At 73.7% G+C, this 24365-nt stretch carries 18 protein-coding genes and 2 pseudogenes; 13 read left to right on the top strand and 7 right to left on the bottom strand.

The genetic code is table 11. From position 1 onward, the window contains the following. Positions 1–227: 227 nt before the first annotated feature. The 3 genes from BX283_RS07360 to BX283_RS07350 are packed head-to-tail and all read left to right on the top strand — an operon-like array spanning position 228 to position 4125. Positions 228–914, top strand: coding sequence for a FadR/GntR family transcriptional regulator (locus BX283_RS07360; protein ID WP_101392201.1), 687 nt, complete (start codon positions 228–230; stop codon positions 912–914). Next, positions 911–2299, top strand: coding sequence for a hypothetical protein (locus BX283_RS07355; RefSeq protein WP_101386840.1), 1389 nt, complete (start codon positions 911–913; stop codon positions 2297–2299). The genes BX283_RS07360 and BX283_RS07355 overlap by 4 nt, the downstream gene beginning before the upstream one ends. After that, a complete protein-coding gene (locus BX283_RS07350; RefSeq protein WP_101386839.1) occupies positions 2296–4125 on the top strand; it encodes a GMC family oxidoreductase in 1830 nt (609 codons plus the stop codon). The genes BX283_RS07355 and BX283_RS07350 overlap by 4 nt, the downstream gene beginning before the upstream one ends. 243 nt (positions 4126–4368) lie before the next feature. Here the strand turns inward: BX283_RS07350 and BX283_RS07345 are convergent, their stop codons facing one another. The 4 genes from BX283_RS07345 to BX283_RS07330 all read right to left on the bottom strand — a co-directional run bounded on the left by BX283_RS07345 (position 4369) and on the right by BX283_RS07330 (position 8790). Then, the gene (locus tag BX283_RS07345) at positions 4369–5769 is read right to left on the bottom strand and encodes a pyridoxal-phosphate dependent enzyme (protein ID WP_101386838.1); all 1401 of its coding nucleotides are present in this window, start codon (positions 5767–5769) and stop codon (positions 4369–4371) included. Positions 5770–5855: 86 nt separating this feature from the next. Then, positions 5856–6683, bottom strand: coding sequence for a tyrosinase family protein (locus BX283_RS07340; RefSeq protein ID WP_101386837.1), 828 nt, complete (start codon positions 6681–6683; stop codon positions 5856–5858). A 53-nt stretch (positions 6684–6736) separates the two neighbouring features. Beyond that, complete coding sequence (locus tag BX283_RS07335; RefSeq protein ID WP_101386836.1) at positions 6737–7165, bottom strand: tyrosinase cofactor; 429 nt, start codon at positions 7163–7165, stop codon at positions 6737–6739. A gap of 581 nt (positions 7166–7746) precedes the next feature. Beyond that, positions 7747–8790, bottom strand: a complete 1044-nt coding sequence (locus tag BX283_RS07330; protein WP_101386835.1) for a zinc-binding dehydrogenase — start codon at positions 8788–8790, stop codon at positions 7747–7749. A gap of 244 nt (positions 8791–9034) precedes the next feature. On the opposite strand from BX283_RS07330, the gene BX283_RS07325 reads away from it, so the two are divergent. Beyond that, on the top strand, positions 9035–9685 hold the full coding sequence (locus tag BX283_RS07325) for a TetR/AcrR family transcriptional regulator (RefSeq protein WP_101386834.1): 651 nt from the start codon (positions 9035–9037) through the stop codon (positions 9683–9685). 56 nt (positions 9686–9741) lie between these two features. Here the strand turns inward: BX283_RS07325 and BX283_RS07320 are convergent, their stop codons facing one another. After that, a complete protein-coding gene (locus tag BX283_RS07320; protein ID WP_101386833.1) occupies positions 9742–11082 on the bottom strand; it encodes a CAP domain-containing protein in 1341 nt (446 codons plus the stop codon). Positions 11083–11488: 406 nt separating this feature from the next. On the opposite strand from BX283_RS07320, the gene BX283_RS07315 reads away from it, so the two are divergent. Next, positions 11489–11689, top strand: coding sequence for a hypothetical protein (locus BX283_RS07315; protein WP_101386832.1), 201 nt, complete (start codon positions 11489–11491; stop codon positions 11687–11689). 43 nt (positions 11690–11732) lie between these two features. On the opposite strand, the gene BX283_RS07310 is transcribed toward BX283_RS07315, so the two are convergent. After that, positions 11733–12152, bottom strand: a complete 420-nt coding sequence (locus BX283_RS07310) for a CBS domain-containing protein (protein ID WP_101386831.1) — start codon at positions 12150–12152, stop codon at positions 11733–11735. A gap of 239 nt (positions 12153–12391) precedes the next feature. Here BX283_RS07310 and BX283_RS07305 point away from each other — a divergent pair, with 239 nt between their 5' ends. The 4 genes and pseudogenes from BX283_RS07305 (at position 12392) to BX283_RS07290 (ending at position 18347) form a co-directional block, all read left to right on the top strand. Continuing rightward, positions 12392–13570, top strand: coding sequence for an acyl-CoA dehydrogenase family protein (locus BX283_RS07305; protein ID WP_101386830.1), 1179 nt, complete (start codon positions 12392–12394; stop codon positions 13568–13570). 26 nt (positions 13571–13596) lie between these two features. Beyond that, entirely contained in the window at positions 13597–14499 is a 903-nt protein-coding gene (locus BX283_RS07300; RefSeq protein ID WP_101386829.1) for an oxygenase MpaB family protein, read from the top strand. Positions 14500–14522: 23 nt separating this feature from the next. Continuing rightward, positions 14523–16735, top strand: a pseudogene (locus tag BX283_RS07295) (tetratricopeptide repeat protein). Positions 16736–16796: 61 nt separating this feature from the next. After that, positions 16797–18347: an NAD(P)/FAD-dependent oxidoreductase gene (locus BX283_RS07290; RefSeq protein WP_180357090.1), complete on the top strand. Its 1551-nt coding sequence runs from the start codon at positions 16797–16799 to the stop codon at positions 18345–18347. Positions 18348–18365: 18 nt separating this feature from the next. Here BX283_RS07290 and BX283_RS07285 read toward each other — a convergent pair. Beyond that, positions 18366–19550, bottom strand: a pseudogene (locus BX283_RS07285) (serine hydrolase domain-containing protein); the annotation flags it as partial. Positions 19551–19671: 121 nt separating this feature from the next. Here BX283_RS07285 and BX283_RS07280 point away from each other — a divergent pair. The 4 genes from BX283_RS07280 to sigJ all read left to right on the top strand — a co-directional run bounded on the left by BX283_RS07280 (position 19672) and on the right by sigJ (position 24358). Next, entirely contained in the window at positions 19672–20781 is a 1110-nt protein-coding gene (locus BX283_RS07280; protein ID WP_101386827.1) for a nitronate monooxygenase family protein, read from the top strand. Beyond that, a complete protein-coding gene (locus BX283_RS07275; protein ID WP_101386826.1) occupies positions 20778–22337 on the top strand; it encodes an acyl-CoA synthetase in 1560 nt (519 codons plus the stop codon). The genes BX283_RS07280 and BX283_RS07275 overlap by 4 nt, the downstream gene beginning before the upstream one ends. 137 nt (positions 22338–22474) lie before the next feature. Then, the gene (locus BX283_RS07270) at positions 22475–23425 is read left to right on the top strand and encodes an NAD(P)-dependent oxidoreductase (protein ID WP_101386825.1); all 951 of its coding nucleotides are present in this window, start codon (positions 22475–22477) and stop codon (positions 23423–23425) included. A 39-nt stretch (positions 23426–23464) separates the two neighbouring features. Continuing rightward, on the top strand, positions 23465–24358 hold the full coding sequence (gene sigJ, locus BX283_RS07265; RefSeq protein ID WP_101386824.1) for an RNA polymerase sigma factor SigJ: 894 nt from the start codon (positions 23465–23467) through the stop codon (positions 24356–24358). The last annotated feature ends 7 nt before the right edge of the window (positions 24359–24365 follow it).

Raw genomic sequence — 24365 nt, 5'->3', positions numbered from 1 at the left:
TGTGACCTTGCCCTCTCCGGAACGCTCTTGATCCTTTACGGGCGGTGCCGTATCCGGCGCGGACACGGGGGAGCGTTCGTGGTCGCAACGGTCCGTATCGGCCTCTCCGGACGTATCGCCCGCTCTGCGCGCACCCCTCTTGACGGCGCCGGAAGGCCACTGGTTCAGTGGCTCAGCCACTGAGCCACATGGGAGCTTTCGGCATCACCGCCCTGGGGAGGGACTTCGTGGAGACGCTGCCCCGCGAGACCATCGTCGACGTCCTGGAGAACCGGCTGCGCGAGGACATCCTCACCGGCCGCCATCCGGCGGGCAGCTATCTGCCGCCCGAACGCAGCCTCGCCGACGGCTACGGCGTCACCCGCACCACCCTCAAGCACGCCTTCGGCCGCCTCGTCCAGGCGGGACTCCTGGAGACCCGCCACGGCGTCGGCACCCGGGTGCGCGACTACGCGCGCCTGGGCGGCGCCGATCTGCTGCCGATGCTGGTGCGCCACAGCCCGGACTGGATCGGCGAGATCTTCGAGGTGCGCCGCAGCATCGGCGCGCTGATCGCCGAACGCGCGGCAACGCGCGCCACCGCCGAGGTGGTCACCGAGCTGAGTCAACTCCTGGACGCCGTACGGGAGGCGGAGGGCGGCGACGCGGTGCAGCTGGCCGACGCCGAGGTGCACCGGGCCCTGGCCCGCGCCACCGGCAACCGGGTCTACGCGCTCCTCACCAACACCCTCTTCAACGCCTACCTTCCCGTACGGGCCGCACTGGTCGGGCCGTTCACCGACCCGGAGGCGGCGTACGCGCGGCTCGCCCCGGTCGTCGAGGCCGTGGCGGCGGGCGACGGCCGGGCCGCCCATGCGGCGGCGGACGCCTATCTGACCGCCACCGAGCGGATCATGCTGGAAGGCCTGGCGTGAGCGGGCGGGGCACGGAGTTCCGGGAGACGCTGCTCGGTACGTTCCGGCTCGACGGCGAGGGCCGCACCCGCGCGGCCCGCCTCGACCTGCGGGCCTCGGCGGACACCGTCCTGCGCCCGGCCGGGACGACCGAGGCCCGCGTCACCGGCAGGATCCGGATCACGGGCTGGGCCGACGACCCCCACCTCGTAGGCGAGTTGGAGATCTCCCCGCTGGCGCGCCGCCGCATCCGCTACCGCCTCGCCTTCACCGCCGACGGCCGCAGGTTCACCCTGGACGGCTGGAAGTCCGTCACCCGGCTGCGCCCGGTCCGCTCGATGACGGTCCTGCCCTGCGCCCTGTACGAGGACGGCGACCGGGTCGGGGCGGGTACCCTGCGCTTTCCCCTGGGCACGGGCCTGGCCCCGTTCCTGGCGAGCTTCCGCTTCCCGCGCCGCGAGGGCACCGACGCCCTGCTCGCCCCGCGCTGGAAGGGCGAGCCCGGCCGTGCCGAGGTCTGGTACACCACCGCGACCGACCAGGTGACCGGCGACGGCCTCTGGCTCCACCACGAACTGGTCGCGCCCACCGACGGCTCCGGCGGCCGCGCCCACGGCTGGGTCGCGGTGTTCCCCAAGGACGGCCCGGTCGAGCACGCCCGCTTCGGCCCCGAGCCGTGGCAGGGCGGCACGGACGGCTTCGGCACCCGGGACGTCTCGGTCCGGCCGGGCCGACTGGCCGGAACCGCGGGCGCGTTCACCTGGGACCTGAGCGAACGGGCCCAGGACGCCCCGCTGTTCACCTTCCCGCGCTGGTCCTGGCGCCGCCCCCTGCTGCCCGCCGCCCAGATCCTCCCGGCCGCCCGCGCCACGTACGACGGCACGGTCACCCACGGCGGGCGGATCCTGACGCTGAAGGGCGCGCCGGGCGCGTCCGCCCGTATATACGGACACGGCAACGCCCGCCGCTGGTCCTGGCTGCACGCGGACCTCGGCGGCGGTGACGTCCTGGAGGTCGTGGCGGCGGTCTCGACGCGGCCCGTCCTGCGCGGGCTGCCGCCACTGGTCTTCCTGCGGCTGCGGCGGCGCGGGCGCACCTGGCCCCGGCGGGCCGAGCGGTCGGCCCTGGGATGGGCGGGCGCGGGCCGGTTCCGGGCGGAGATCGGGCTGCCGGTGTGGACGGTGGCCGGACGCTGCGGGCTGCGCCGCATCCGCGTCGAGGTGACCCAGCCGGAGGCGCGCACCCTCACCCTCGCCTACACGGACCCCGACGGCAGCGAGACCGTCTGCCGCAACAGCGAGACGGCCGACGCGGTCGTCCGTCTGGAGCGCTGGTGGGGGAGGTGGCGGCCGGAGGCCCGGTGGACGCTGGAGGGCACGGCCCACGCGGAGGTGGGCGGCCGATGAGCGGCTACGGCGGCCTGGTGGCCGCGCTGCTCGCCGACGACGGCACCCGGCCCTGGACGGCGACGGTGCCGCGCAGGCTCGACGACGTCCTGGCCTCGATGCCCGTGCGCGCCCGGGCCGGGCTGCGGGGCGCGGCGGCGGCCGTGGACGCGTACGCGGTCGCCCGGACGGGACGGCGGCTCGCCGCGCTCGGCTCCGGGGAGCGCGAGCGGGTCATGGAGTCGCTCGGCGCCCGCACCGCCCTCGCCCCGGTCCTCGACCTCCTCAAGGTGCCGGTGCTGCTCGCCGCCGGGACGGAACGACTGCTCCACGAGGGCCGCCCCGGGCCCCTGTTGGCGCCGCCGGACGACCCACCGCTCGACTGCGTACCGGCCGAGGAGTGGCCCGCGCGGGCGACGGCCGACGCGGTGGTGATCGGGTCCGGCGCCGGGGGAGCGATGGCGGCGCGGACCCTCGCGCGGGCCGGGCTGCGCACGGTCGTCCTGGAGGAGGGGCACCACCACACCACCGCGTCGTTCGGGCGCCGCGCCCCGCTCGACCGGTTCGCCGAGCTCTACCGCGACGGCGGGGCGACGGTCGCGGTCGGCCGCCCGCCGCTGCTGCTCCCGACCGGCCGGGCCGTCGGCGGTACGACCCTGGTCAACTCCGGTACGTGCTACCGCACTCCGGACCACGTCCTGGAACGCTGGCGCACCTCCTTCGGCTTCAGCCTCGCGGAGGGCATGCCGGACCGCCTCGACGAGGTCGAACGGACCCTGCGCGTCGCCACGCAGCCGCTCGACGTACTGGGCAACAACGGCCTCCTCGCGCTCACCGGGGCCGAGCGGCTCGGCTGGCGGGCGGCGCCGCTGCGCCGCAACGCCCCCGGCTGCAAGGGCTCCTGCCAGTGTGTGGTCGGCTGCCCGACCGGCGCCAAGCAGAGCGTGCAGCTCTCGGTGCTGCCGGACGCGTGCGCGGCGGGGGCCAGGATCGTGACGGGCGCGCGGGTGCGGCGCATCCTGGTGGACGCCGACCGGCCGGGCGGGCCCCGGGCCGCCGGGGTGCGCGTACGGCGGGCGGACGGCAGCGAACTGGAGATCCTCAGCCCGCTGGTGGTGGTCGCGGCGGGCGCCCTCCAGTCCCCGCCGCTGCTGCGCCGCTCGGGCCTCGGCTCCCACCCGGGCGTTGGCCGCAACCTCAGCGTCCACCCGGCGACGAGCGTGGCCGGCCGCTTCCCGGAGCCGGTCACGGCCTGGGAGGGCGTACTGCAGAGCGTCGGGGTGGAGGAACTGCACGGACAGGGCGTCCTCATCGAGGCGACGGCGACCCCGCCGGGCATGGGCAGCTTCGTCCTGCCGGGCGTGGGCCGGGAGCTGCGCCGCGAACTCGACGGCGCGGACCGGCTGGCCACGCTGGGCGCGATGATCGCCGACAGCCCGTCGGGCAGCGTCCACGGCCGCGACCGCACCCTGATCCGCTACGACCTGTCCCCTCGCGACTCGGCCCGCTTGATGACGGCGGTACGGGCCATGGCCCAGCTCCTCTTCGCGGCGGGCGCGGAGGAGGTGCTCACCGGCATCCCGAAGGCGCCCAGAGCGCGCAGTCTGCGTGAGCTGGACGAGGTCCTGACGGGTGTGACGGCCCGTCAACTCCACCTGTCCGCCTTCCACCCCACGGGAACGGTGGCGGGCGGCGCAGACCCGTCCCGCTTCCCGGCGGACGGGGAGGGGCGACTGCGCGGCGTCACAGGCGTCCTGATCGCGGACGCGTCGCTGCTGCCGGGGTGCCCGGAGGTGAATCCGCAGGTCAGTGTGATGGCGGGGGCGTTGGGGGTGACGGGGGGTTGATTTCCCCACCCCGCCCCTCCCCCAAAGCCCTCGGCCGGGCGGCGGTCGTCTGTCTGCGGACCGTGCTGGGCTGGTCGCGCAGTTCCCCGCGCCCCTGAGATGCGCCCCTGCGGGGCGCCCCAGGGGATTGCCGCGTAGCGGCACCCTTTAGGGGCGCGCGGCTGTGACATTTGCGGCTCCGCCGCGTGGGCGCGACCAGTTGGGGGCGGCCCGCAGACGAACGCAGACCCGGGAACGCCACCTTCACAGCAGAGCCCGAAGCCCCCCTAGCCCCACCACCCCCACCCCATGCCCATCCCGCACCACGACCGCCAGCTCCGCCCCACACTCCTCCAGTTCGGCCAGCACCGTGTCCGCCCGTTCCCCCACCCCGAAGTGCGGCAGCGGTGCCGCGAGGTGGTCGCGTACCGGGGTGTCCGGTTTTACCGTGCCGTCCGAGAGTGCCGTGGACAGCGCGTCCAGCGACAGGGAGCCCGCCAGCTCCGGCACCGTCGGCGCGCGGTCGGGGCCCGCCGGGCACGGGCCGGCCGCGGCGACCGGCGGCAGGCCGCGGTCGCGCAGGGACCGGAGCACGGCCAGCGCCTCCGCGACCGTGCTGAGCCGGTTCACGTACGGCAGCGAGGAGTCCCGTACCGCGTCCCCGACCCGCGCCGTGCCCGGCTCGCCGTCCAGGAACCCCAGCCGCAGCAGCCACGCGTCGTTGAAGTACTTCGACAGGTACTGGCGCCCGGAGTCCGGCAGGATCACCACGACCAGCGACTCGGGGCCGAGCCCGGCGGCCACCCGCCGCGCGGCCGCCACCGCGAGACCGGACGAGCCGCCGACCATCAGGCCCTGCTCCCGCGCCAGTTGACGTACCGTCAGCAGCGCGTCGCGGTCGCTCACCGCGACGAGCTCGTCGACCACGTCCTGGTGGTAGGAGGTGGGCCAGACGTCCTCCAGCGTCTCCGGGTGGCGTACGTGCCCGGTCGCCTCGACGAAGTACGGACGGCCGTCGCCGCCCGAGTAGACGGACGCCACCGGATCCGCCCCGGTCACCCGGACCGCGCCGCCGCTGACCTCCTTGAGGTAGCGGCCCGTACCGCTGATCGTCCCGCCGGTGCCGACGCACGCCACCAGGTGCGTGATCCGGCCGTCCGTCTGGCGCCAGATCTCGGGGCCGGTCGTGGCGTAGTGCGCGCCCGGGTTGGCCGGGTTGTCGTACTGTCCGGCGAGCCAGCTGCCCGGCGTCTGTTCGGCGATCCGCGCCGCCGTGTTGAACACGTTCTCCGGGTCCTCCGCGGGCAGCCCGCTGCGCCGCACGACCACCTCCGCGCCGAACCCCCGCAGCGTGGCGATCTTCTCGGTGCTCGTCTTGTCGGGGACGACGAGAACGGCCCGGTACCCCTTGGCCGCCGCCACCATCGCGATCCCGGCCCCGGTGTTGCCGGAGGTCGCCTCGACGACGGTGCCGCCGGGGCGCAGTAGCCCGTCCCGCTCCGCCTGCTCGATCATGTGCAGCCCGATCCGGTCCTTCACGCTGCCGCCGGCGCTGAGGTATTCGAGCTTCGCGTAGAGCGCGGCCGACCCCTCGTCCCCGGGCGTGCGCAGCCGTACCAGCGGGGTGTCGCCGACGAGTTCGAGCACTGATTCGTGAACGTCCATACGGCCGAGCTTACGAGGAGCGCGCACCCGGACATGCCGGTGCGGCCCCGGGGGCGTGGAGCCGCCCGGCGCCGCACCGGAACGCACTACGCGGCGTCGAACGTGTAGAACTTCTTGTGGTCCAGCATGTCCGCCGGCGTCACGTTGTTCCACGGGCGCATGGTGTCGCGCAGGTCCACCACGTTCGCCGTGCCGGCGGCCGGGAGGTACGGCGAGGCCGGGTGGCGCTCCTGCCACTGCGCCCACAGCTTGTCTATGAACGCGTGGTGCAGCCAGAAGACCGGGTCGTTGGGGGAGACGCCGGTCGCCATCTGGCCGCCGACCCAGACGTGCACGCGGTTGTGCAGGTTGACCCCGCGCCAGCCCTCCAGGTGGTTGCGGAAGCCGCCGGTGGACTGGCTGTTCCAGGGGGCCTCGTCATACGTCGTCATGGCCAGGACGCTGTCGACCTCGGCCTTGGTGGGCAGCTGGGGCACGCCCGCGCCGAGCGCGCGGCGCAGGTAGTTGCGGCCGTCCACCCGGACGTTGATGGCCCACTGGCCGCCGGAGGAGGCGAACGGCCCGTCCATCACCTGGCCGTCGCGGCTGCGGCCGGTGCCGCCGAGGAAGTCCGCGGCCCACAGCGAGGAGGTGGCGGTGCGGTCGGCGGTCCAGTCCCAGTAGGGCAGCGCGACGGTCGAGTCGACGGACTGGAGGGCCTGCTCGAACTCCAGGAGGAATCTGCGGTGCCACGGGAGGAAGGACGGAGAGCGGTGGCCCACACGGTCGGTGTCGTCGCCGTCGCTCATGATGAAGGCGTTGTGCGTGGTGACGAAGGCGTCGTACTTGCCGTTGCGCTTCAGCGTCAGGACGGCATTGACGAAACGCTTCTTCTCGTCGGAGGTGAGCGTCGCCTGGTTCTTGCGTACGGTCATGGAAATGCTCCAGATGGTGGTGCTGCGCGGGTGCGTGTGCGGGGGCGGAAGGATCAGGCGAGCGGGACGAGCGTGGCGCCCTGGAGCTCCACCACGGCCGCGCGGGCCACGGCGCGCGGGTTCGCGAACGTCTCGTAGTGGTTGATCACGCTGATCCAGGTGCCGTCACCGTTCCGCATGACGTGCAGTTCCTTGCCGTCTATTCGCACCTGGTAGCCCCCGTGGTGGCCGCCGTGCGCGCCGCCCTGCGCGGGCGCGCCCTGTATCCGGCGGCCCTGGTACACCTCGTCGAACGGGGCGGGCGCGTCGTGCCCCGTGTGGTCCATGCCGTCCATGTGACCGGTGTGGCCGTCGCCCGCGGCGGGGACGACGCCGTTTGCGGGTCCGCTCGCGGTCGCCGCGTACGCGGTACCGGCCAGGCCGAGGCCGGCCACCGCGGTCGCGGTGAGGCCCAGCGCGCTGCGGCGGGTGAGTCGGGACATGGGTAACCCCCAGTGGTTCGGCATTGCTCGGTAGTGGTCCAGCGACGTCGAGGGCGCGAAAAAGTGAAGTCGCGGCCCTGTCAACGTGCTTGACGGGTCGTTGACGGACGTTCGTCCGGCCTGGTCATGACCGGGACGTCCGTCGGGACCGTCGTGACAAATGCCTACAGCCCGGCAACGGAACGGCAAAGCGTCACCCAAGTGGTTGGGCTCAATGCGGACATGTCCAGATTCGAAGTGCAATGTTGAACGAAGATGATCTTGCTGTCCGCGCCCGCCCGGCCCCTCGAAAGTGCAGATCCTTCATGGAATCTGCCGATCCTGTGAAGATTTTGTTGCTGGGGTGGTGAAGGTGTGGCGGCCCTCACGCGAGAAACCTGGCCGGTTTCGCGCCTCGTGTTCGGCGTGTGACGGGGGGTGGAACACGCGCCGCCGCCCACGCCTGAGCGGCAGGCGTGGGCGGCGGGTTGGAGCCCCGTGGGGACGGGGGTCGGGCGTCGCCGACGGCCGAGCGGGCCGCGGCGGAGATGTGAACGCGGTGTGTGCGGGGTGGTTGGGGTGGCGGTACGGGGACGGGCCGGTCAGGGCCGGATGACGATCCGGATCGGGTTGCCCTCCTTGTGCTCAAGGCGGCGCACGCCCTCCGCTGTCTCCGCGAGCGGGAGTTCGGCGCTGATCGACCGGCTGAGGTCGAGACGGCCCGCGGCCACCAGGTCGACGAGCTGCTCGATGTGCTCCTTGCGGTAGCCGAGGTGCCCCGTCACCGAGTGCCGGTCGCGGGTGAACGCGGCCAGCGGGCCCAGCTCGACCCGGTCCATGGACATGCCGACCAGCACCAGGCGGCCGCGGTGCCCCAGGGCGCGGTTGGCCTGGGCGATGGTGTCCGCATGGCCGACCGCGTCGATCGCGACCTTCAGGCCCCGGCCGCCGGTGAGCTCGGCGATCCTGTCGAGGACGTCCTCGGCGGTGGGGTCCAGGGTGTGGTCGGCGCCCAGCTCCAGGGCCCGCTCACGGGCCGCGGGCAGCGGATCGAGACCGATCACCGGGGCGGCCCCGGCCAGCCGGGCGGCCTGGAGCGCATGCGTACCGATGCCGCCGAGCCCCCAGACACCGACGCTCTCGGCCGGGCGGACCGCGGCCGTGTCGACCACCGCCGCGTACGGCGTGGAAACGGCGTCCGCGAGGATCGCCGCCCGCTCCAACGGGATGGAGCCGGGGACGCGGACCAGCGCGCCGACCGGCACCAGGACGTACTCGGCCCAGGCGCCGTCGTAGTCGAACGCCATGATCTGCACGCGCTCGCAGTCGTCGATCGCCGCGCCCGACACGCACGCCGGGCAGGCGCCGCAGGCGCGCCCCGCGTGCACCACGACCCGGTCGCCCCGCTGCCAGCCTGGGACGGGTGAGCCCAGCTCGTCGATGGTTCCGGCGGCCTCGTGGCCCGGGGTGATGGACGGCAGGTCGGTGTGGAAGACGCCGTTCAGGAGGCTCAGGTCGGAGTGGCAGATTCCGCAGGCGGCGACCTTGACCAGGGCCTCGCCGGGGCCGGGCCGGGGGACCGGCACCTCCTCGACGCCGAGCTTGCCGGAGGCGGGGTGGAATCGTGCGGCGCGCATGGTGCGCATGGCGGTCTCCTCGGTGCCCGGAGGCCCGGCCGGAAACGCCTGGCCGGTCTCCGGACGGGTGCGGGCGTGGGACGCGTTGCTGGAGGGCTGCTGGACGGGTTGGCGGGAAGGGTGGCCCGTCGCTTTCGTTGTTAAGCGATGCTCAATAAGTTTGTACGACTGTTGTTGAGCGATTGTCAATAGTGTCGCCCGGCCAACGCCCCGCCTCGGCGCGCGGCGCCCCCACCGCTCGTACACTGCGGGCATGTCCGGAAAGCGCATCACCCGCCTGACCCCCGACCAACGCAGGACCCAGCTGGTCGACATCGGACTGGAGATGCTCGCCGACCGCTCGCTCGACGAGCTGTCCACGGACGAGGTCGCCCGCCGGGCGGGGATCTCGCGGGGCCTGCTCTTCCACTACTTCGACTCCAAGCGCGACTTCTACCGCGCGGTGGTTGCCAAGGAGTGCGCGCGCTTCATCGAGGCCGTGGAGCCGGACCCGGCACTGGCGCCGGTCGCCTGGCTGCGGTCGTTCATCGACGGGTTCGTCGCGTACGTACTGGAGCACCGGCAGGTCTATCTGGCCCTGGTCAGGGGCGCGTCCGGCAGTCACCCGGCGGTCGCGGACATCCTGGGCGAGACCCGTGAGGCGGTGGCCCGCCATGTCGTCGACGCCCAGCGCCGCATAGGCATGCCGGAGACGCCCCGGCTCGACATCGCCTCCCGCGCCTGGATGGCGTTCGCGGAGGAGGCGGTGACCGGCTGGCCGCTGGGGGAGCCGGGCGCGCGCGAGGAGCTGGCGGCGTTCCTGGAGTCCAGCTTCGTCAGCCTGCTGGGCACGTTGGACCGCCCCGTGGGCCTGGCGGACATGGCGGGCATGGCGGACGTCGTGGCCCGGCAGGCGGGCGCCTGAGCCGACCGGACACGGCGTATCCGTACGGTCTGCGGCATCCAAACGACCCACAGCCGTCAGGCGAGGCCGAACAGCTGCGTCCAGTACGTGCCCGCGCGGCCGCCGCCCGCGAAGCCGACGCCTATGTGGGTGAAGTCGGGCTTGAGGATGTTGGCGCGGTGGCCCGGGCTGTTCATCCAGCCCTCCACCACCTCGGCCGCCGTGCGCTGCCCGCAGGCGATGTTCTCGCCGATGCCCCGGTGCGCGGCCCCGGCCGCCCGGGCCCGGTCCCACGGCTCCAGGCCCTCCGGCGAGGTGTGCGAGTAGAAGCCGCGCGCCGCCATGTCCGTGCTGTACGCCTGGGCCGCCGAGGCCAGGCGGGTGTCGTCGGCCAGCGGGCGCAGCCCGGCCGAGGCGCGGCGCCCGTTGGTGAGCGCGACCACCTCGGAGACCGTGCGGTGCAGCCCGTCCCCGCTGAACGGCCGGGCCCACAGCGCCGTCCAGTACACCTCGCCCGTGCGGTCGTCGGTGGCACGGCCGATGCCCGCCTCGGTGAAGGCGGCGTCCCGCAGTGGGCGCCGGGTGTGGGCGTCCTCCAGGCAGTACGCCAGGAACTCGGCCGGGGTGCGCGGCCCCGACACCAGGTGCTCGGCGATGCCCAGATACGCGTACCCCCGCGTCGTCACCCGCTGGAAGACCGACACGCCGTCCGGGCTCTCCACGCTGAGGCGGCCCTGCGCTGCCATGGTCGCCGCGTGCGCCTCGGCGGCCGAGGTCAGCCGGGCGTCGATCGTCACCGGCGGGGCCCCGGCCCGGACCCGCTCGGCGTTGACCAACCCGCCGAAGCCGTCGCTCTGTTGGGCCTCCTGCCGCCGCGCGGCGGGGACCGGTATCGCCGCGGTGGGCACCTGGACGGTGGGTGCGTGCGGCGGCGGGCCCTCGTCGGCCACGTCCACCCCGAAGTCGCGGGCCACTCCCGCGAGGCCGTCCGCGTACCCCTGACCCAGTGCGCGCACCTTCCAGCCGGTGCCCCGGCGGTAGATCTCGGCCAGCAGCAGCACTGTCTCCCGCTCCGGCTTCGGCGGGGTGAACCGGGCCAGGACCTCGCCGCCGGGACCGGTGAGCCGCAGGCTCGGCACCGGCAGCCGGCCGAGCGGAACGCCCGGCTCGGCGGGGCTGACCACCACGGTCAGTCGGCTGGCCCCGGCCCGCAGCCGGCTCGGGTCGACCGTGATGACGTCGTCGTCGAGGCGGGTGCCGGGCGCGGACGGCTGGTTGTAGAAGACGAAGTCGGCGTCGCCGCCGACCTTTCCGGTGTCGTCGGTGATCAGCACCGAAAGGTCGAAGGGGCCCGGGACGCCTATCGTCAGCACGCCGTCCGGAAGGGGCCGGTTGCCCCCGGGAACCAGCTCGCTCATCGGCACACCCCTCCACTGGCCCGCCGCGGTCCGCCACCGCGCCACGCTGTCCCGCGCTCCGCCGCGCCCCGCTGCTTCGTGCCGCAGCGTGCCGCGTCGCTGTGGGGAGAACGCGGCGAGCGCGGCGGCTGGTTCCCGGCTCCGGCGTGTCGTACGGGTGACTTTCGTGGTGACATGCGCGGTGACTTTGGTGGACGCGGCCGCGCGGCCCGTCCAGGGGCCCCGCGCCGGGCCGCCGAACGGCCGGGATCACGGTTTCCCGGCCCGTCGCAGCCCGGCAGCGCATGCGGCGGCAGGGTCCGTAGGCCGCCACCGTACGGGCCGGACCGGTGATATTTCTGGGGCGGATGCGTTCTGCGGGACCGGGTACCAGAATGGAGCCACGCCGGACTAATGAGGAGGCGGCATGAACGCTCAGTCCGATCCCGCGCCGAAGCGGGAGGGGATCACCCCCGACGCACTGCTGCACACAGGAGCGGGCGGTGAGGTCACCGCCGAGGACCTGGTGCTCGCGTCGGGGCGCGACATCAACCCGAAGAACATGGCGTGGGCAGAGCGCCGGCTCGCGGAGGACGGCCCCGCGGCGATCGACAAGCTGCTGCCCTGACCCACGCGCCCGACCCGCTCGCGGAGGCCCGGCCTCTCAGGACTCAGCCCCTCGCGTAGACGCTGCTCGCGAACGAGGCGAACTGGTCCGCAGGGAGGTGCCGGGCCAGATCCGCCTCGGTGATCACACCGACCGGCTCGCCGTCGTCCACGACGACGAGGCGGCGGATGCGCGCGTCGCTCATCACCCGCACCGCCTCGGCCGCGTCCGCGTCGGCGGAGACCGTACGCGGCCGGCCGTCGGCGAGGTCGCCCGCCGTCACGTCGGCCGCGTCCTTCCCGGCGGCCAGGACCTTCACCACGATGTCGCGGTCCGTGACGATGCCCGTCAGCGTGCCGTCGCCGCTCTTCACGGGCAGCGCGCCGATGTTGTGGTCCCGCATCAACTGGGCCGCGCGGTCGAGGGTTTCGCTCGCCGGGATGCAGCGGACGTCGACGGTCATCAGATCGCGGGCGGTGGTCATGGGGGCCTCCGGGGCGGTGGGTCCTGGACTCGGCTACACCCTCGCCATGCTGGCCGCGCCCCGGGCGCGCGGCGACCGTATGGCGACGAACGGGTGACCGGCCGAGCGGTCGGCCCCACTCCCCACCGCACCGCCCTTCCAGATTCTTGGAACACGTTCTACTGTGTGCCCGCTCGCACGACGTACAGCGACGTCCGCCCGACGCGCACCGACGGACCGTGACCAGCCTGGAGGGGCCCGTGCACCTCGAATACACGCCCGAGCAGCAGCGCCTCCGCGCCGAGCTGCGCGCCTACTTCGCCGAGCTGGTGCCCGACAACGCGTACGCGCGGTACGCCGACCCCGCCACCCAGAAGCGCTTCTACCGCGACACCGTGCGCCGCCTCGGCGCGGACGGCTGGCTGGGGGTGGGGTGGCCCGAGGAGTACGGCGGGCGCGGGCTGAGCCCGATGGAGCAGTTCATCTTCTTCGACGAGGCCGCCCAGGGCGGGGTCCCGCTGCCGCTGATGGCGCTGAACACGGTCGGCCCGACCCTGATGCGGTTCGGCACGGACGAGCAGAAGGCGTACTTCCTGCCGAGGATCCTCTCCGGCGAGATCGACTTCGCGATCGGCTACAGCGAGCCCGACGCGGGCACGGACCTGGCCGCGCTGAAGACGAGGGCGGTGCGGGACGGCGACAGCTACGTCGTCAACGGGCAGAAGATCTGGACCACCAACGGCGACACCGCCGACTGGGTCTGGCTGGCCGTGCGCACCGACCCCGGAGCGCCCCCGCACAAGGGCATCTCCATGCTCCTCGTGCCGACCTCCGACCCCGGCTACTCCTGCACCGTCATCAACACACTCGCCTCGCACGACACCACCGCCAGCTACTACGAGAACATCCGCGTCCCCGTCTCCCGCCGCGTCGGCGAGGAGAACCAGGGCTGGCGGCTGATCACCAACCAGCTCAACCACGAGCGCGTCACGCTCGCCGCGCACGGCACCATGGCGATCCGCGCCCTGCACGACGTCCAGCGCTGGGCCGCCGACACCAAGCTCGCCGACGGCCGCCGTGTCATCGACCTCGGCTGGGTACGCGGCCGCCTGGCCCGCACCCACACCCGGCTCGACGCGATGAAGCTCCTCAACTGGCAGATGGTCAACGCCGTCCAGGAAGGCACCCTCACCCCGCAGGACGCCTCCGCCGTCAAGGTGTACGGCTCGGAGGCCCGCCGCGACGCGTACGCCTGGCTCATGGAGGTCGTCGGCGCGGCCGGACCCATGAAGGAGGGCTCGGCGGGCGCGGTGCTCCACGGCGAACTGGAACGCGGCTACCGCTCGGCCGTGATCTTCACATTCGGCGGCGGCAACAACGAGATCCAGCGCGAAATCATCTCCTGGATCGGTCTGGGGATGCCGCGGGTGCGCCGTTAGCCTGGCCCTACAGGAGGTGGCGGCCCATGGGCGACAACAGTTCCGGGCCCGACCCCGGCTACTTCGGCCCCCGGTCGGTGACCTGGCAGATGCACGGGGATCCGATCATGTGGATCGCCGGGGTGCGGGCGCTGTACCTTCAGGCGCTGCATCCGCGTGCCGTGCGCGGGGTCGTGCAGAACAGTGACTTCCGCAAGGACACCTGGGGGCGGCTGCTGCGCACCGCGCGGTTCGTGGCGACCATCTCGTACGGGACGAAGGACGAGGCGGAGCGGGCCGGTGCGCGGGTGCGGCGCATTCACGGGTTCCTGAAGGCCGATGACCCCGTGACCGGGGAGCGGTTCCGGATAGACGATCCCGCGCTGCTGCTCTGGGTGCACTGCGCGGAGGTCGACAGCTATCTGAGCGTCGCGCGCCGCTCGGGATATCCGGTCAGCGACGCGCAGGCCGACCGCTATGTGGACGAGCAGCGCGAGGCCGCGCGGCTCATCGGGCTCGACCCGGCCGTCGTCCCGGCGTCCACCGCGCAGCTCTCCGCCTACTTCGCGGACGTACGGCCCGAACTCGCCGCCGGCGCCGACGCGCGCGACGTCGACGCGTTCCTGCGGCGGCCGCCCGTGCCCCGGCTGCTGGTACCGGCGCGTGCGCTGGTGTGGCGGCGCGTGGCGCGGCTCGCCTACGACGCGCTGCCCCCGTACGCCCACGAGTTGTACGGGCGGCCCGCGCCCCGGCCGGACGAGGTCACCCGGCGGCTCGTCGGCGCCGGACGGCTGCTGCGGCTCATTCCGGCGACCGTGCGCTGGCAACTGCCGCCCAAGCACATCCTGCGCGCGGTCGCCCGGATGGGGCCGGGAACGCGCCCGTCGCCGTACACACTCCGCAGACAGGCGGCCATACTGGAGGCAGCCGGGGAGGGCGCAGCTCAGTGACGTGACGGGGGCGACATCGCGCGATGGCGGACACCAGGCTGATCCACGGCCGGTACCGGCTGCTGGAGCTGATCGGGCGCGGCGGCATGGGCGAGGTGTGGGCGGCCCGCGACGACTCGCTGGGGCGGCGGGTCGCGGTGAAGTGCCTCAAGCCGCTGGGGCTTCAGCACGACCAGGCGTCCGCCCGCGTACTGCGCGAGCGCTTCCGGCGCGAGGCGCGGGTCGCGGCCGCGCTCCAGCATCGGGGCGTCACGGTCGTCCATGACTTCGGCGAGTTCGAGGGCGTGCTCTATCTCGTCATGGAGCTGCTCGACGGCCGCAATCTGAGCCAGCTCCTCCAGGACGGCAAGGGGCATCCGCTGCCGGTGCTGGACGTCGTGGACATCGCCGAGCAGCTGTCCTCCGCCCTCGCCTACACCCACCAACAGGGCATCGTCCACCGGGATTTGAAGCCGGCCAACATCATGCGGCTGCCGGACGGCACGGTGAAGATCCTGGACTTCGGGATCGCCCGTCTCGGCGCCGACATCGGGTTCACCTCCCGGCTCACCGGCACCGGCATCGCCATGGGCACCCCGCACTACATGTCGCCCGAGCAGATCGGCGGCGCCCCCGTCGACCACCGCAGCGACCTGTACTCGCTGGGGTGCGTGCTGTACGAACTGGCCACCGGGGCACCGCCGTTCGACCTCGACGACGCCTGGGCGATCCTCGTCGGCCACCGTGACACCTCCCCCGAGCCCCCGCGCGCCGGGCGCCCCGAACTCCCGAGTTCTTCGAGGAGATCGTGCTCGATCTGCTCGCCAAGGAGCCAGGCTCGCGGCCCCAGGACGCGAGGGAGGTGGTGCGGCGGCTGGCCGCCGGGCGCGGGCCGGTCAGGGGCCCGGTCTCCCCCTTCGCGGTGGCGCCGCAGCCCGTGCGGTCGCGCGGGCTGCCGTCCTGGGCGCGCGGGATGACCACCGGCCACAAGGCGACCGGCTCCACACCCCCGGACCCGGCCCCGCCCGACCCCGACGCCAGCCTCACCGGCGCCTGGACGACCGCCCTGCCGCCCGCTCCGCCCGCCCCCGACCGGCCGCCGCCGCCCCCGCCCGAGCTCCTCGCCGAGCTCGACGACCGGCACCGCGAAGGCCTCGGTCTGGGCCGCGTCGGCCGCTGGGCGGAGGCGGGCGAGGTGCACCGCGCGGTCGCCGCCGAACGCGCCCACGCACTGGGCCCCGACCACCCCGATACCCTGGCCAGCCAGTACGAGGTGGCCTTCGCCCTGAGCCGGACCGGGCGCGAGGCGGACGCCCTGCGCGAGTTCGGCCTGGTCGCCCAGGCCCGGGCCCGCACGCTCGGACCCGACGATCCGGGCGCGCTCGACGCCCGCCAGGAGACCGCGTACGTCCTGGGCCGCCTCGGACGCCACTTCGAGGCGCACCAGGTGTACGCCTCGGTGCTCGCCGCCCGCGAGCGCGTCATGGGAGCCGACCACCCGGCCACCCTGCGCTGCCGCCACAACCTCGCCTTCAACCTGGGCCGTCTGGGCCGGCTGGAGGACGCGTACCGCATGGCGCGCGACGTCGCCGCCGACCGCGCGCGCGTGCTCGGCGCCGGGCATCCCGACACCCTGGTGTCCCGGTCCGAAGTCGCCTATGTGCTCGGACAGTTGGGACGCTGGGTGGAGGCGCTCCAGCTCTACCGTGAGGTCGCCTCGGCGCGCGCGACCGTCCTCGGGGCCGACCACCCCGACACGCTCGCCACCCGCTACGAGGTCGGCATCGCCCTGGGCCGCCTCGGCCGCAGCGCCGAGGCGCTGGAGCTGTACCGGGTGCTCGTCGGCGACCGCACCCGCGTCGACGGCCCCGAGGACCCCGAGACCCTGCGCGCCCGCCATGGCCTCGGCGTCAACCTCGGGCGCCTGGCCCGCTGGGAGGAGGCCCTGGCCGAGGCCCGCGACGTGTGCGCGCTGCGCGAGCGCGTCCTCGGCCCCGACCACCCCGACACCCTCGTCAGCCGGCGCGAGATCGCCGTCGGCCTCGGCTGGCTCGAGCGGTGGGCGCAGGCGCTGGCCGTCTACCGGCAGGTCGCCGACGCCCGCGAGCGGGTCCTGGGCACCGCCCACCCCGACGCCCTCGCCAGCCGCAACGACGAGGCCCACTGCCTGGAGCGGCTGGGGCGCGGCGCCGAGGCGGCGGCGCTGTACCGGCGGGTCGCGGCCCTGCGGCAGCAGAGCGCGCCACGCGGGAGGTAGCGGGCGGCCGATCACCGGCGCCACCCTGGCCGCCGGTGATCGGCGCGTGCTAGGAAGGGCCATGCCCGCACACCAGGTGTACGACACCGTGATCGTCGGCGGCGGCCACAACGGCCTGGTGGCCGCCGCCTACCTCGCCCGCGCCGGCCGGTCGGTGCTGGTCCTGGAGCGCCTCGGCCACACCGGCGGTGCGGCCGTCTCGACCCGCCCCTTCGCGGGCGTCGACGCCCGGCTCTCGCGCTACTCCTACCTCGTCTCGCTGCTGCCCAAGAAGATCGTGGACGATCTGGGGCTGCGGTTCGCCGTCCGCAAGCGGACCGTCTCCTCGTACACGCCGGTGGTACGCGACGGACGCCCCACCGGGCTGCTCGTCGGCGGCGGCGAGGAGCGCACCCGGGCCTCGTTCCGCCGTCTGACCGGCTCCGACGCCGCGTATACGGCCTGGGAGGAGTTCTACGGGATGACCCGGCGGGCCGCCGAGCGGATCTTCCCCACGCTGACCGAGCCGCTGCCCACCCGCGCGGCCCTGCGCGAGCGCCTGGGCGACGACACGGCGTGGCGGGTGCTCTTCGAGGAGCCGATCGGCGTGGCCGTGGAGGAGCGGTTCGACGACGACCTGGTGCGCGGCGTCGTCCTCACCGACGCCCTGATCGGCACCTTCGCCGACGCCCACGACCCCTCCCTCGCCCAGAACCGCTGCTTCCTCTACCACGTGATCGGCGGCGGCACCGGCGACTGGGACGTGCCGGTGGGCGGGATGGGCGCCTTCACCGACGCGCTCGCGGGCGCCGCGCGGGCGGCCGGCGCGGAGATCGTCACCGGGCACGAGGCGACCGCGCTGCGCACCGACGGCCGCGAGGCCGAGGTCGACTTCCGTACGGAGTCGGGCGAGGGCACGGTCGCGGCCCGCCACGTCCTGGTCAACGCCTCGCCCGAGGCGCTGGCCGCGCTCACCGGTGACCCGGCCCCGGAGCACGCCGAGGGCGCCCAGCTCAAGGTCAATATGCTGCTCACGCGGCTGCCCCGGCTGAAGGACACCTCGGTCGACCCGCGCGAGGCGTTCGCCGGGACCTTCCACATCGGCGAGGGCTACGGGGAGCTGGCGGCCGCGTACGCGCAGGCCGCGTCCGGTGCGCTGCCCAGCGCGCCGCCCTCCGAGATCTACTGCCACTCGCTCACCGACCCCTCGATCCTCGGCCCCGGCCTGGCCGGGCGCGGCTACCAGACGCTGACGCTGTTCGGGCTGCACACCCCGGCGCGGCTGTTCGCGGGTGACCACGACAAGACACGCGAGGTGCTGCTGGAGGCGACGCTGGCGCAGCTGGACGCGCATCTGGCCGAGCCGCTCGCGGACTGCCTGGCCACCGATGCCGACGGGCGGCCCTGCGTCGAGGCGAAGACCCCGCTCGACCTGGAGCGGGAGCTGCGGCTGCCCGGCGGCAACATCTTCCACCGCCCGCTGTCCTTCCCGTACGCGCAGGAGTCCGCGGGCCGCTGGGGCGTGGCGACCGCGCACCCGAACGTGCTGCTGTGCGGGGCGGGCGCGGTCCGGGGCGGCGGGGTCAGCGGCATCCCGGGCCACAACGCGGCGATGGCGGTGCTGGGGAGGTAGGACCGGCCGTCAGCGCGCGATCGCCCGGGCCAGGGCGTCGGCCAGGGCCCTGCGCGGCGCCGAGCCGGAGCGCCAACTCCGCACCGGATGAACGGAGTTGGCGAGCACGGCCAGGAACGTGCCGGTGTCCGGGGCGATGACGAGGCTGGTGCCGGTGAAACCGGTGTGGCCCGCCGTGCGCGGGGAGGCGAGCACGCCCATGTACCAGTGCTGGTCCAGCTCGAAGCCGAGGCCGTGCGCGTCGCCCGGGAAGGCGGTGTTGGCATCGGTGAAGAGGAGTTCGACGGAGGCGGGGCGCAGGATGCGGGCGGGGCCGTATACGCCGCCGTTCAGGAGCGTGCGGGCGAGGACCGCGAGGTCCCAGGCGGTCGAGAACACCCCGGCGTGCCCCGCGACCCCGCCGAGCGCGAACGCGTTCTCGTCGTGCACCTGGCCCCACACCAGCCCCCGGTCAAGCCCCGACCAGGGCTTTCGGGCGTCCTCGGTCGCGGCGATCCCGGAGCGCCAGGAGGCGGGCGGGTTGTAGCGAGTGCGGTGCATCCCGAGTGGAGCAGTGATCTCGTCGTGGAGCAGGGTATCCAGAGTGCGAGCGGTGATCCGTTCCAAGAGCAGTTGAAGCGTGAGGAGATTGAGGTCGGAGTAGCGGTACGCGCTCCCCGGCGGCCGCTCGGGCCGCTCCTCCCACAGCAGCCTCAGCTTCCCCTCGTACGTCGGCTCGTCGTACAGCGGAAGCCAGGCGCGCAGTCCCGAGGTGTGGGTGAGCAACTGGCGTACGGTGACGGCCTCCTTGCCCGCCGCCGCGAACTCCGGCAGATACACGGCCGCCTCGGCCTCCAGCTCCAGCGCGCCCCGCTCGATCTGCCGCACCGCCAGGAGCGAGGTGAACAGCTTGGAGACGGAGGCGAGGTCGAAGACCGTGTCCCGGGTCATCGGGATCCGCTGCCCGGGTGGGAGTTCGACGCCGGTGTCCGTCCGCTCGTCGTACGCCGAGTAGCGCACCGCCGTGCCGACGGCGTGGTGCAGCGCCACCGTCGAGCCGCGCCCGGCCAGCACCACCGCGCCCGCGTACCAGGGGTGGACCGGCGACGGCCCCAGGAACCGCTCGGCCACGGCGACGAGCTCGCCCAGCGGCCCCGGCAGCAGCCCGGCCTCCTCGGCGGTGCCGTACCTCAGCACGGCTCCCGTCCCGTCGCCCCGGATCATGGCCGCCACTTTAAGGGGCCCGGGTGCGCCCGCCGCGTAAAGAAACCGACGCGGCAAATAATCTGACGCAGCATCAGAAAATCTCTTCCCTCGTCGGCCGGGCTGCGGCATCCTGCGCCCCATGCAGACGGAGCTGAGCAGAAGACTGGGAGTGGAGCACGCCATCTTCGGCTTCACGCCGTTCCCGGCGGTGGCCGCCGCCATCACCCGGGCCGGCGGGTTCGGCGTGCTCGGCGCGGTCCGCTACACCGCCCCCGACGACCTCGCGCGCGACCTCGACTGGATGCAGGACCACACCGACGGGCTGCCCTACGGGCTCGACGTCGTCATGCCCGCGCGGAAGGTGGAGGGCGTCACCGAGGCCGACGTCGAGGCGATGATCCCCGAGGGGCACCGGCAGTTCGTCCGCGAGACGCTCGCCAAGCACGGTGTGCCCGAGCTCGCCGACGGCGAGGCTTCCGGCTGGCGGATCACCGGATGGATGGAGCAGGTCGCCCGCAACCAGCTCGACGTCGCCTTCGACTACCCGATCGCCCTGCTCGCCAACGCGCTCGGCTCCCCGCCCGCCGACGTCGTCGACCGGGCCCACGCCAACGGGGTCCTGGTCGCCGCCCTCGCTGGCAGCGCCAAGCACGCCCGCCACCACGCCGAGGCGGGCATCGACATCGTCGTCGCCCAGGGCTACGAAGCCGGCGGACACACCGGCGAGATCGCCTCCATGGTGCTGGTGCCCGAAGTCGTCGACGCGGTCGGACCGCTGCCCGTGCTCGCCGCCGGAGGCATCGGCAGCGGCGCCCAGGTGGCCGCCGGACTCGCCCTCGGCGCCCAGGGCGTCTGGCTCGGCTCCCTCTGGCTCACCACCACCGAGGCCGACCTGCACTCGCGCGCGCTCACCCGCAAGCTCCTCGCCGCGGGCTCCGGCGACACCGTCCGCTCGCGCGCCCTCACCGGCAAGCCCGCCCGCCAGCTGCGCACCGAGTGGACCGACGCCTGGGACGACCCCAGCGGCCCGGGCACCCTGCCCATGCCCCTGCAAGGACTGCTGGTCGCCGAGGCGCTGTCGCGGATCCAGAAGTACGAGGTCGCGCCGCTGCTCGGCACGCCCGTCGGCCAGATCGTCGGCCGGATGAACTCCGAACGCAGCGTCCAGGAGGTCTTCGACGACCTCACCCGCGGCTTCGAGCAGGCCGTCGACCGCATCAGCCGTATCGCCAAGAGGAGCGGGTCATGAGCGACTCCGCGCAGCCGCCCAACGGGTTCTGGGCGCAGGCCGCAGCCGACCCCGACCGCGTGGTGCTCACCGCGCCGGACGGCGAGCACTGGACGGCGGGCCGGCTGCACGGCGCCGTCAACCAGCTGGTGCACGGGCTGCGGGCGGCCGGACTCGAACGGGGCGACGCGTTCGCCGTCGTCCTGCCCAACGGGGTCGAGTTCTTCACCGCGTATCTGGCCGCGTCCCAGGCCGGGTTCTATCTCGTGCCCGTCAACCACCACCTGGTCGGGCCCGAGATCGCGTGGATCGTCGCCGACTCCGGCGCCAAGGTCCTCATCGCCCACGAGCGGTTCGCGGACGCGGCGACCGCGGCCGCCGACGAGGCGAAGCTGGCGGGCAGCCACCGGTACGCGGTGGGCGAGGTGGCGGGATTCCGCCCGTACGGCCAACTCCTCGACGGGCAGTCCGCGTCCGTGCCCGAGGGCCGCACCCTCGGCTGGGTGATGAACTACACCTCGGGCACCACCGGCCGCCCGCGCGGCATCCGGCGCCCGCTCTCCGGCAAGCTCCCCGAGGAGTCCTACCTCGGCGGCTTCCTGGGCATCTTCGGCATCAAGCCGTTCGACGACAACGTCCATCTGGTCTGCTCGCCGCTCTACCACACGGCCGTGCTCCAGTTCGCGGGCGCGTCCCTGCACATCGGGCACCCGCTGGTCCTGATGGACAAGTGGACGCCCGAGGAGATGCTGCGTCTGATCGACGCGTACCGCTGCACCCATACGCACATGGTGCCGACCCAGTTCCACCGGCTCCTCGCCCTGCCCGATGAGGTCAGGGCGCGGTACGACGTGAGCTCGCTGCGGCACGCCATCCACGGCGCGGCCCCCTGCCCCGACCATGTGAAACGGGCGATGATCGAGTGGTGGGGGAGCTGTGTGGAGGAGTACTACGCGGCGAGCGAGGGCGGCGGGGCGTTCGCCACCGCCGAGGACTGGCTCAAGAAGCCGGGCACGGTCGGCAGGGCATGGCCCATCAGCGAACTCGCCGTCTTCGACGACGACGGCGAGCGGCTGCCCCCCGGCCAGTTGGGCACCGTCTACATGAAGATGTCGACGGGCGGCTTCAGTTACCACAAGGACGAGACCAAGACGCGCAAGAACCGCATCGGGGACTTCTTCACCGTGGGCGACCTCGGCTACCTCGACGAGGACGGCTACCTCTTCCTGCGCGACCGCAAGATCGACATGATCATCTCGGGCGGGGTCAACATCTACCCGGCCGAGATCGAGGCCGCGCTCCTCACCCACCCGGCGGTCGCCGACGCCGCCGCGTTCGGCATTCCGCACGCGGACTGGGGCGAGGAGGTCAAGGCGGTCGTCGAGGCGGCGCCCGGGCACGAGCCGGGGGACGCGCTCGCCGCCGACATCCTCGCCCACTGCGAGGAGCGGCTCGCGGGCTACAAGCGGCCCAAGTCCGTCGACTTCATCGCCGCCATGCCGCGCGACCCCAACGGCAAGCTCTACAAGCGGCGGCTGCGCGAGCCGTACTGGGAGGGGCACGAGCGGGCGATGTGAGCGGCCCTTCGCCGTGGTGCCGTGACCCACGTCACCTTCGGTGACTGTCACGCGCGGCGGGGCTCGCCCGTCCTGATGCCGAACCTCCTCCGGGGCCGTGCACCGGCCCCGGAGGACCGACCTCAGGAGGGACCCCCATGCGTGTACTCGTCGCCGGAGCCACCGGAGTCATCGGGCGGGCCCTGGTCCCGCTGCTCGCCTCGGTGGGCCATGACGTGACCGGCCTCTCCCGCTCGGCCGGGCGCTCCGCCCTCCTGGAGCGGGCGGGGGCGCGGGCCGTCGTGGCCGACGCCCTGGACGCCGCGGCCCTGGACCGGGCCGTGCGCGAGGCGGCCCCGGACGCGGTCGTGCACCTGCTCACCGCGATTCCGGCCGAGCTCAACCCCCGCAAAATGCGGCAGGAGTTTGCCCTCACCGACCGGCTGCGCACCGAGGGCACCCGCAATCTGATCGAGGCGGCCCACCGCGCGGGAGCGCGCCGGGTCATCGCCCAGAGCGTCGCCTTCGCCTACGACCCGGACGGCGACAGCCTCGCCAACGAGGACACCCCGCTGTGGCAGGCGCCGCCCAAGCCGTTCCGGCGCTCGCTCGACGCCCTGCGCGAGCTGGAGCGGCGCACCCACGACGCGGGCGGACTCGTGCTGCGCTTCGGTCACCTCTACGGTCCCGGCTCGGCGTTCGACACCGACGGGCAGTTCGTCCGTCAGATCAGGGCCGGCAAGTTGCCGCTGGTGGGCGGGGGTTCGGCCACTTTCTCCTTCACCCACGCCCACGACGCGGCCACGGCCGTGGCCGCCGCCCTCGACAAGAACGCCACCGGCGCCTTGAACATCGTCGACAACGACCCGGCCCGGATGAGCGTGTGGCTGCCCGAGGTGGCGCGGATCCTGGGCGCCCCGGCGCCGAAGCGGCTCCCCGCGTTCGTGGCGCGCCTCGCCGTCGGCGGCTGGGGAGCGGCGTATCTGACACGGCTGCGCGGCGCGGACAACGCGCGTGCCCGGCTCACCCTCGACTGGCGGCCGCGCCACACCTCGTGGCGCACCGGTCTGGCGGTCGAGTTGAATGGCGCGGTGGCCGCGGCGAAGTGATCCGCGACGGCCGCAGGGACGGGGAGAGGAAGAAGGACCATGGCAGTGCCCGCGGATCAGCAGCACACGACGGCGGACGGGGACGGGGCAGCCGAGTTCGAACGGCACCGGCCGATGCTGCTCGGGCTCGCCTACCGGTTCCTCGGCTCCATGTGGGACGCCGAGGACGTCGTCCAGGACGCCTGTGTGCGCTGGCTGGGTACCGACCGGGAGGAGGTCAGGGTGCCCCGCGCCTTCCTGGTCAAGATGGTCTCGCGGCTCGCCCTGGACCAGTTGCGCTCGGCGCGGGTGACCCGTGAAGCCTACACCGGGCCGTGGCTGCCCGAGCCGGTCGCCACCGGCGCGCTCGGGCCGATGGACACGGCCGAGCTGCGCGACACGGTCGCCTTCGCCACCGTGCACCTGATGGAGCGGCTGACCCCGCCGGAGCGGGCCGTGTTCGTCCTGCGCGAGGCCTTCGAGCTGCCGTACGACGAGATCGCCGACATCCTCGGGGCGAGCGTCCCCCACTGCCGCCAGTTGCTGCGCCGGGCCGGACAGCATCTGGCGGACGGGCGCGAGCGGTTCACGCCCGCCGAGGAGGACCATGTGAAGCTCTTCACGCGGTTCCTTGAGGCCGCACAGGAGGGCGACCTCGGCGCTCTCACCGATCTGCTCAGCGAGGACGTCGTCGCCTGGAACGACGGCGGCGGCAGGGTGCGCGCCGCCCTGCGACCGGTCATCGGCCGCGCCAAGGTCCTCGCCTTCATCACCGGCCTGCTCAGCCGGTACGCGACCGGCGCCACCCGGTTGGTCGACGTCAACGGTGCGCCCGCGCTGTCGACCTCGATGCACGACCGCTCCCAGATCACGATGCTGGACGTCCGCGACGGCCGCGTCCACGGGATCTACGCGGTGCTCAACCCCGACAAGCTCGGCCACGTACCGGCGTGAACCTCCG

The organism is Streptomyces sp. TLI_146, assembly GCF_002846415.1.
Taxonomy (GTDB): Bacteria; Actinomycetota; Actinomycetes; order Streptomycetales; family Streptomycetaceae; genus Streptomyces.
The sequence above is the reverse complement of the archived record's forward strand: the minus strand, read 5'-3'. Positions and strand labels throughout refer to the sequence as shown.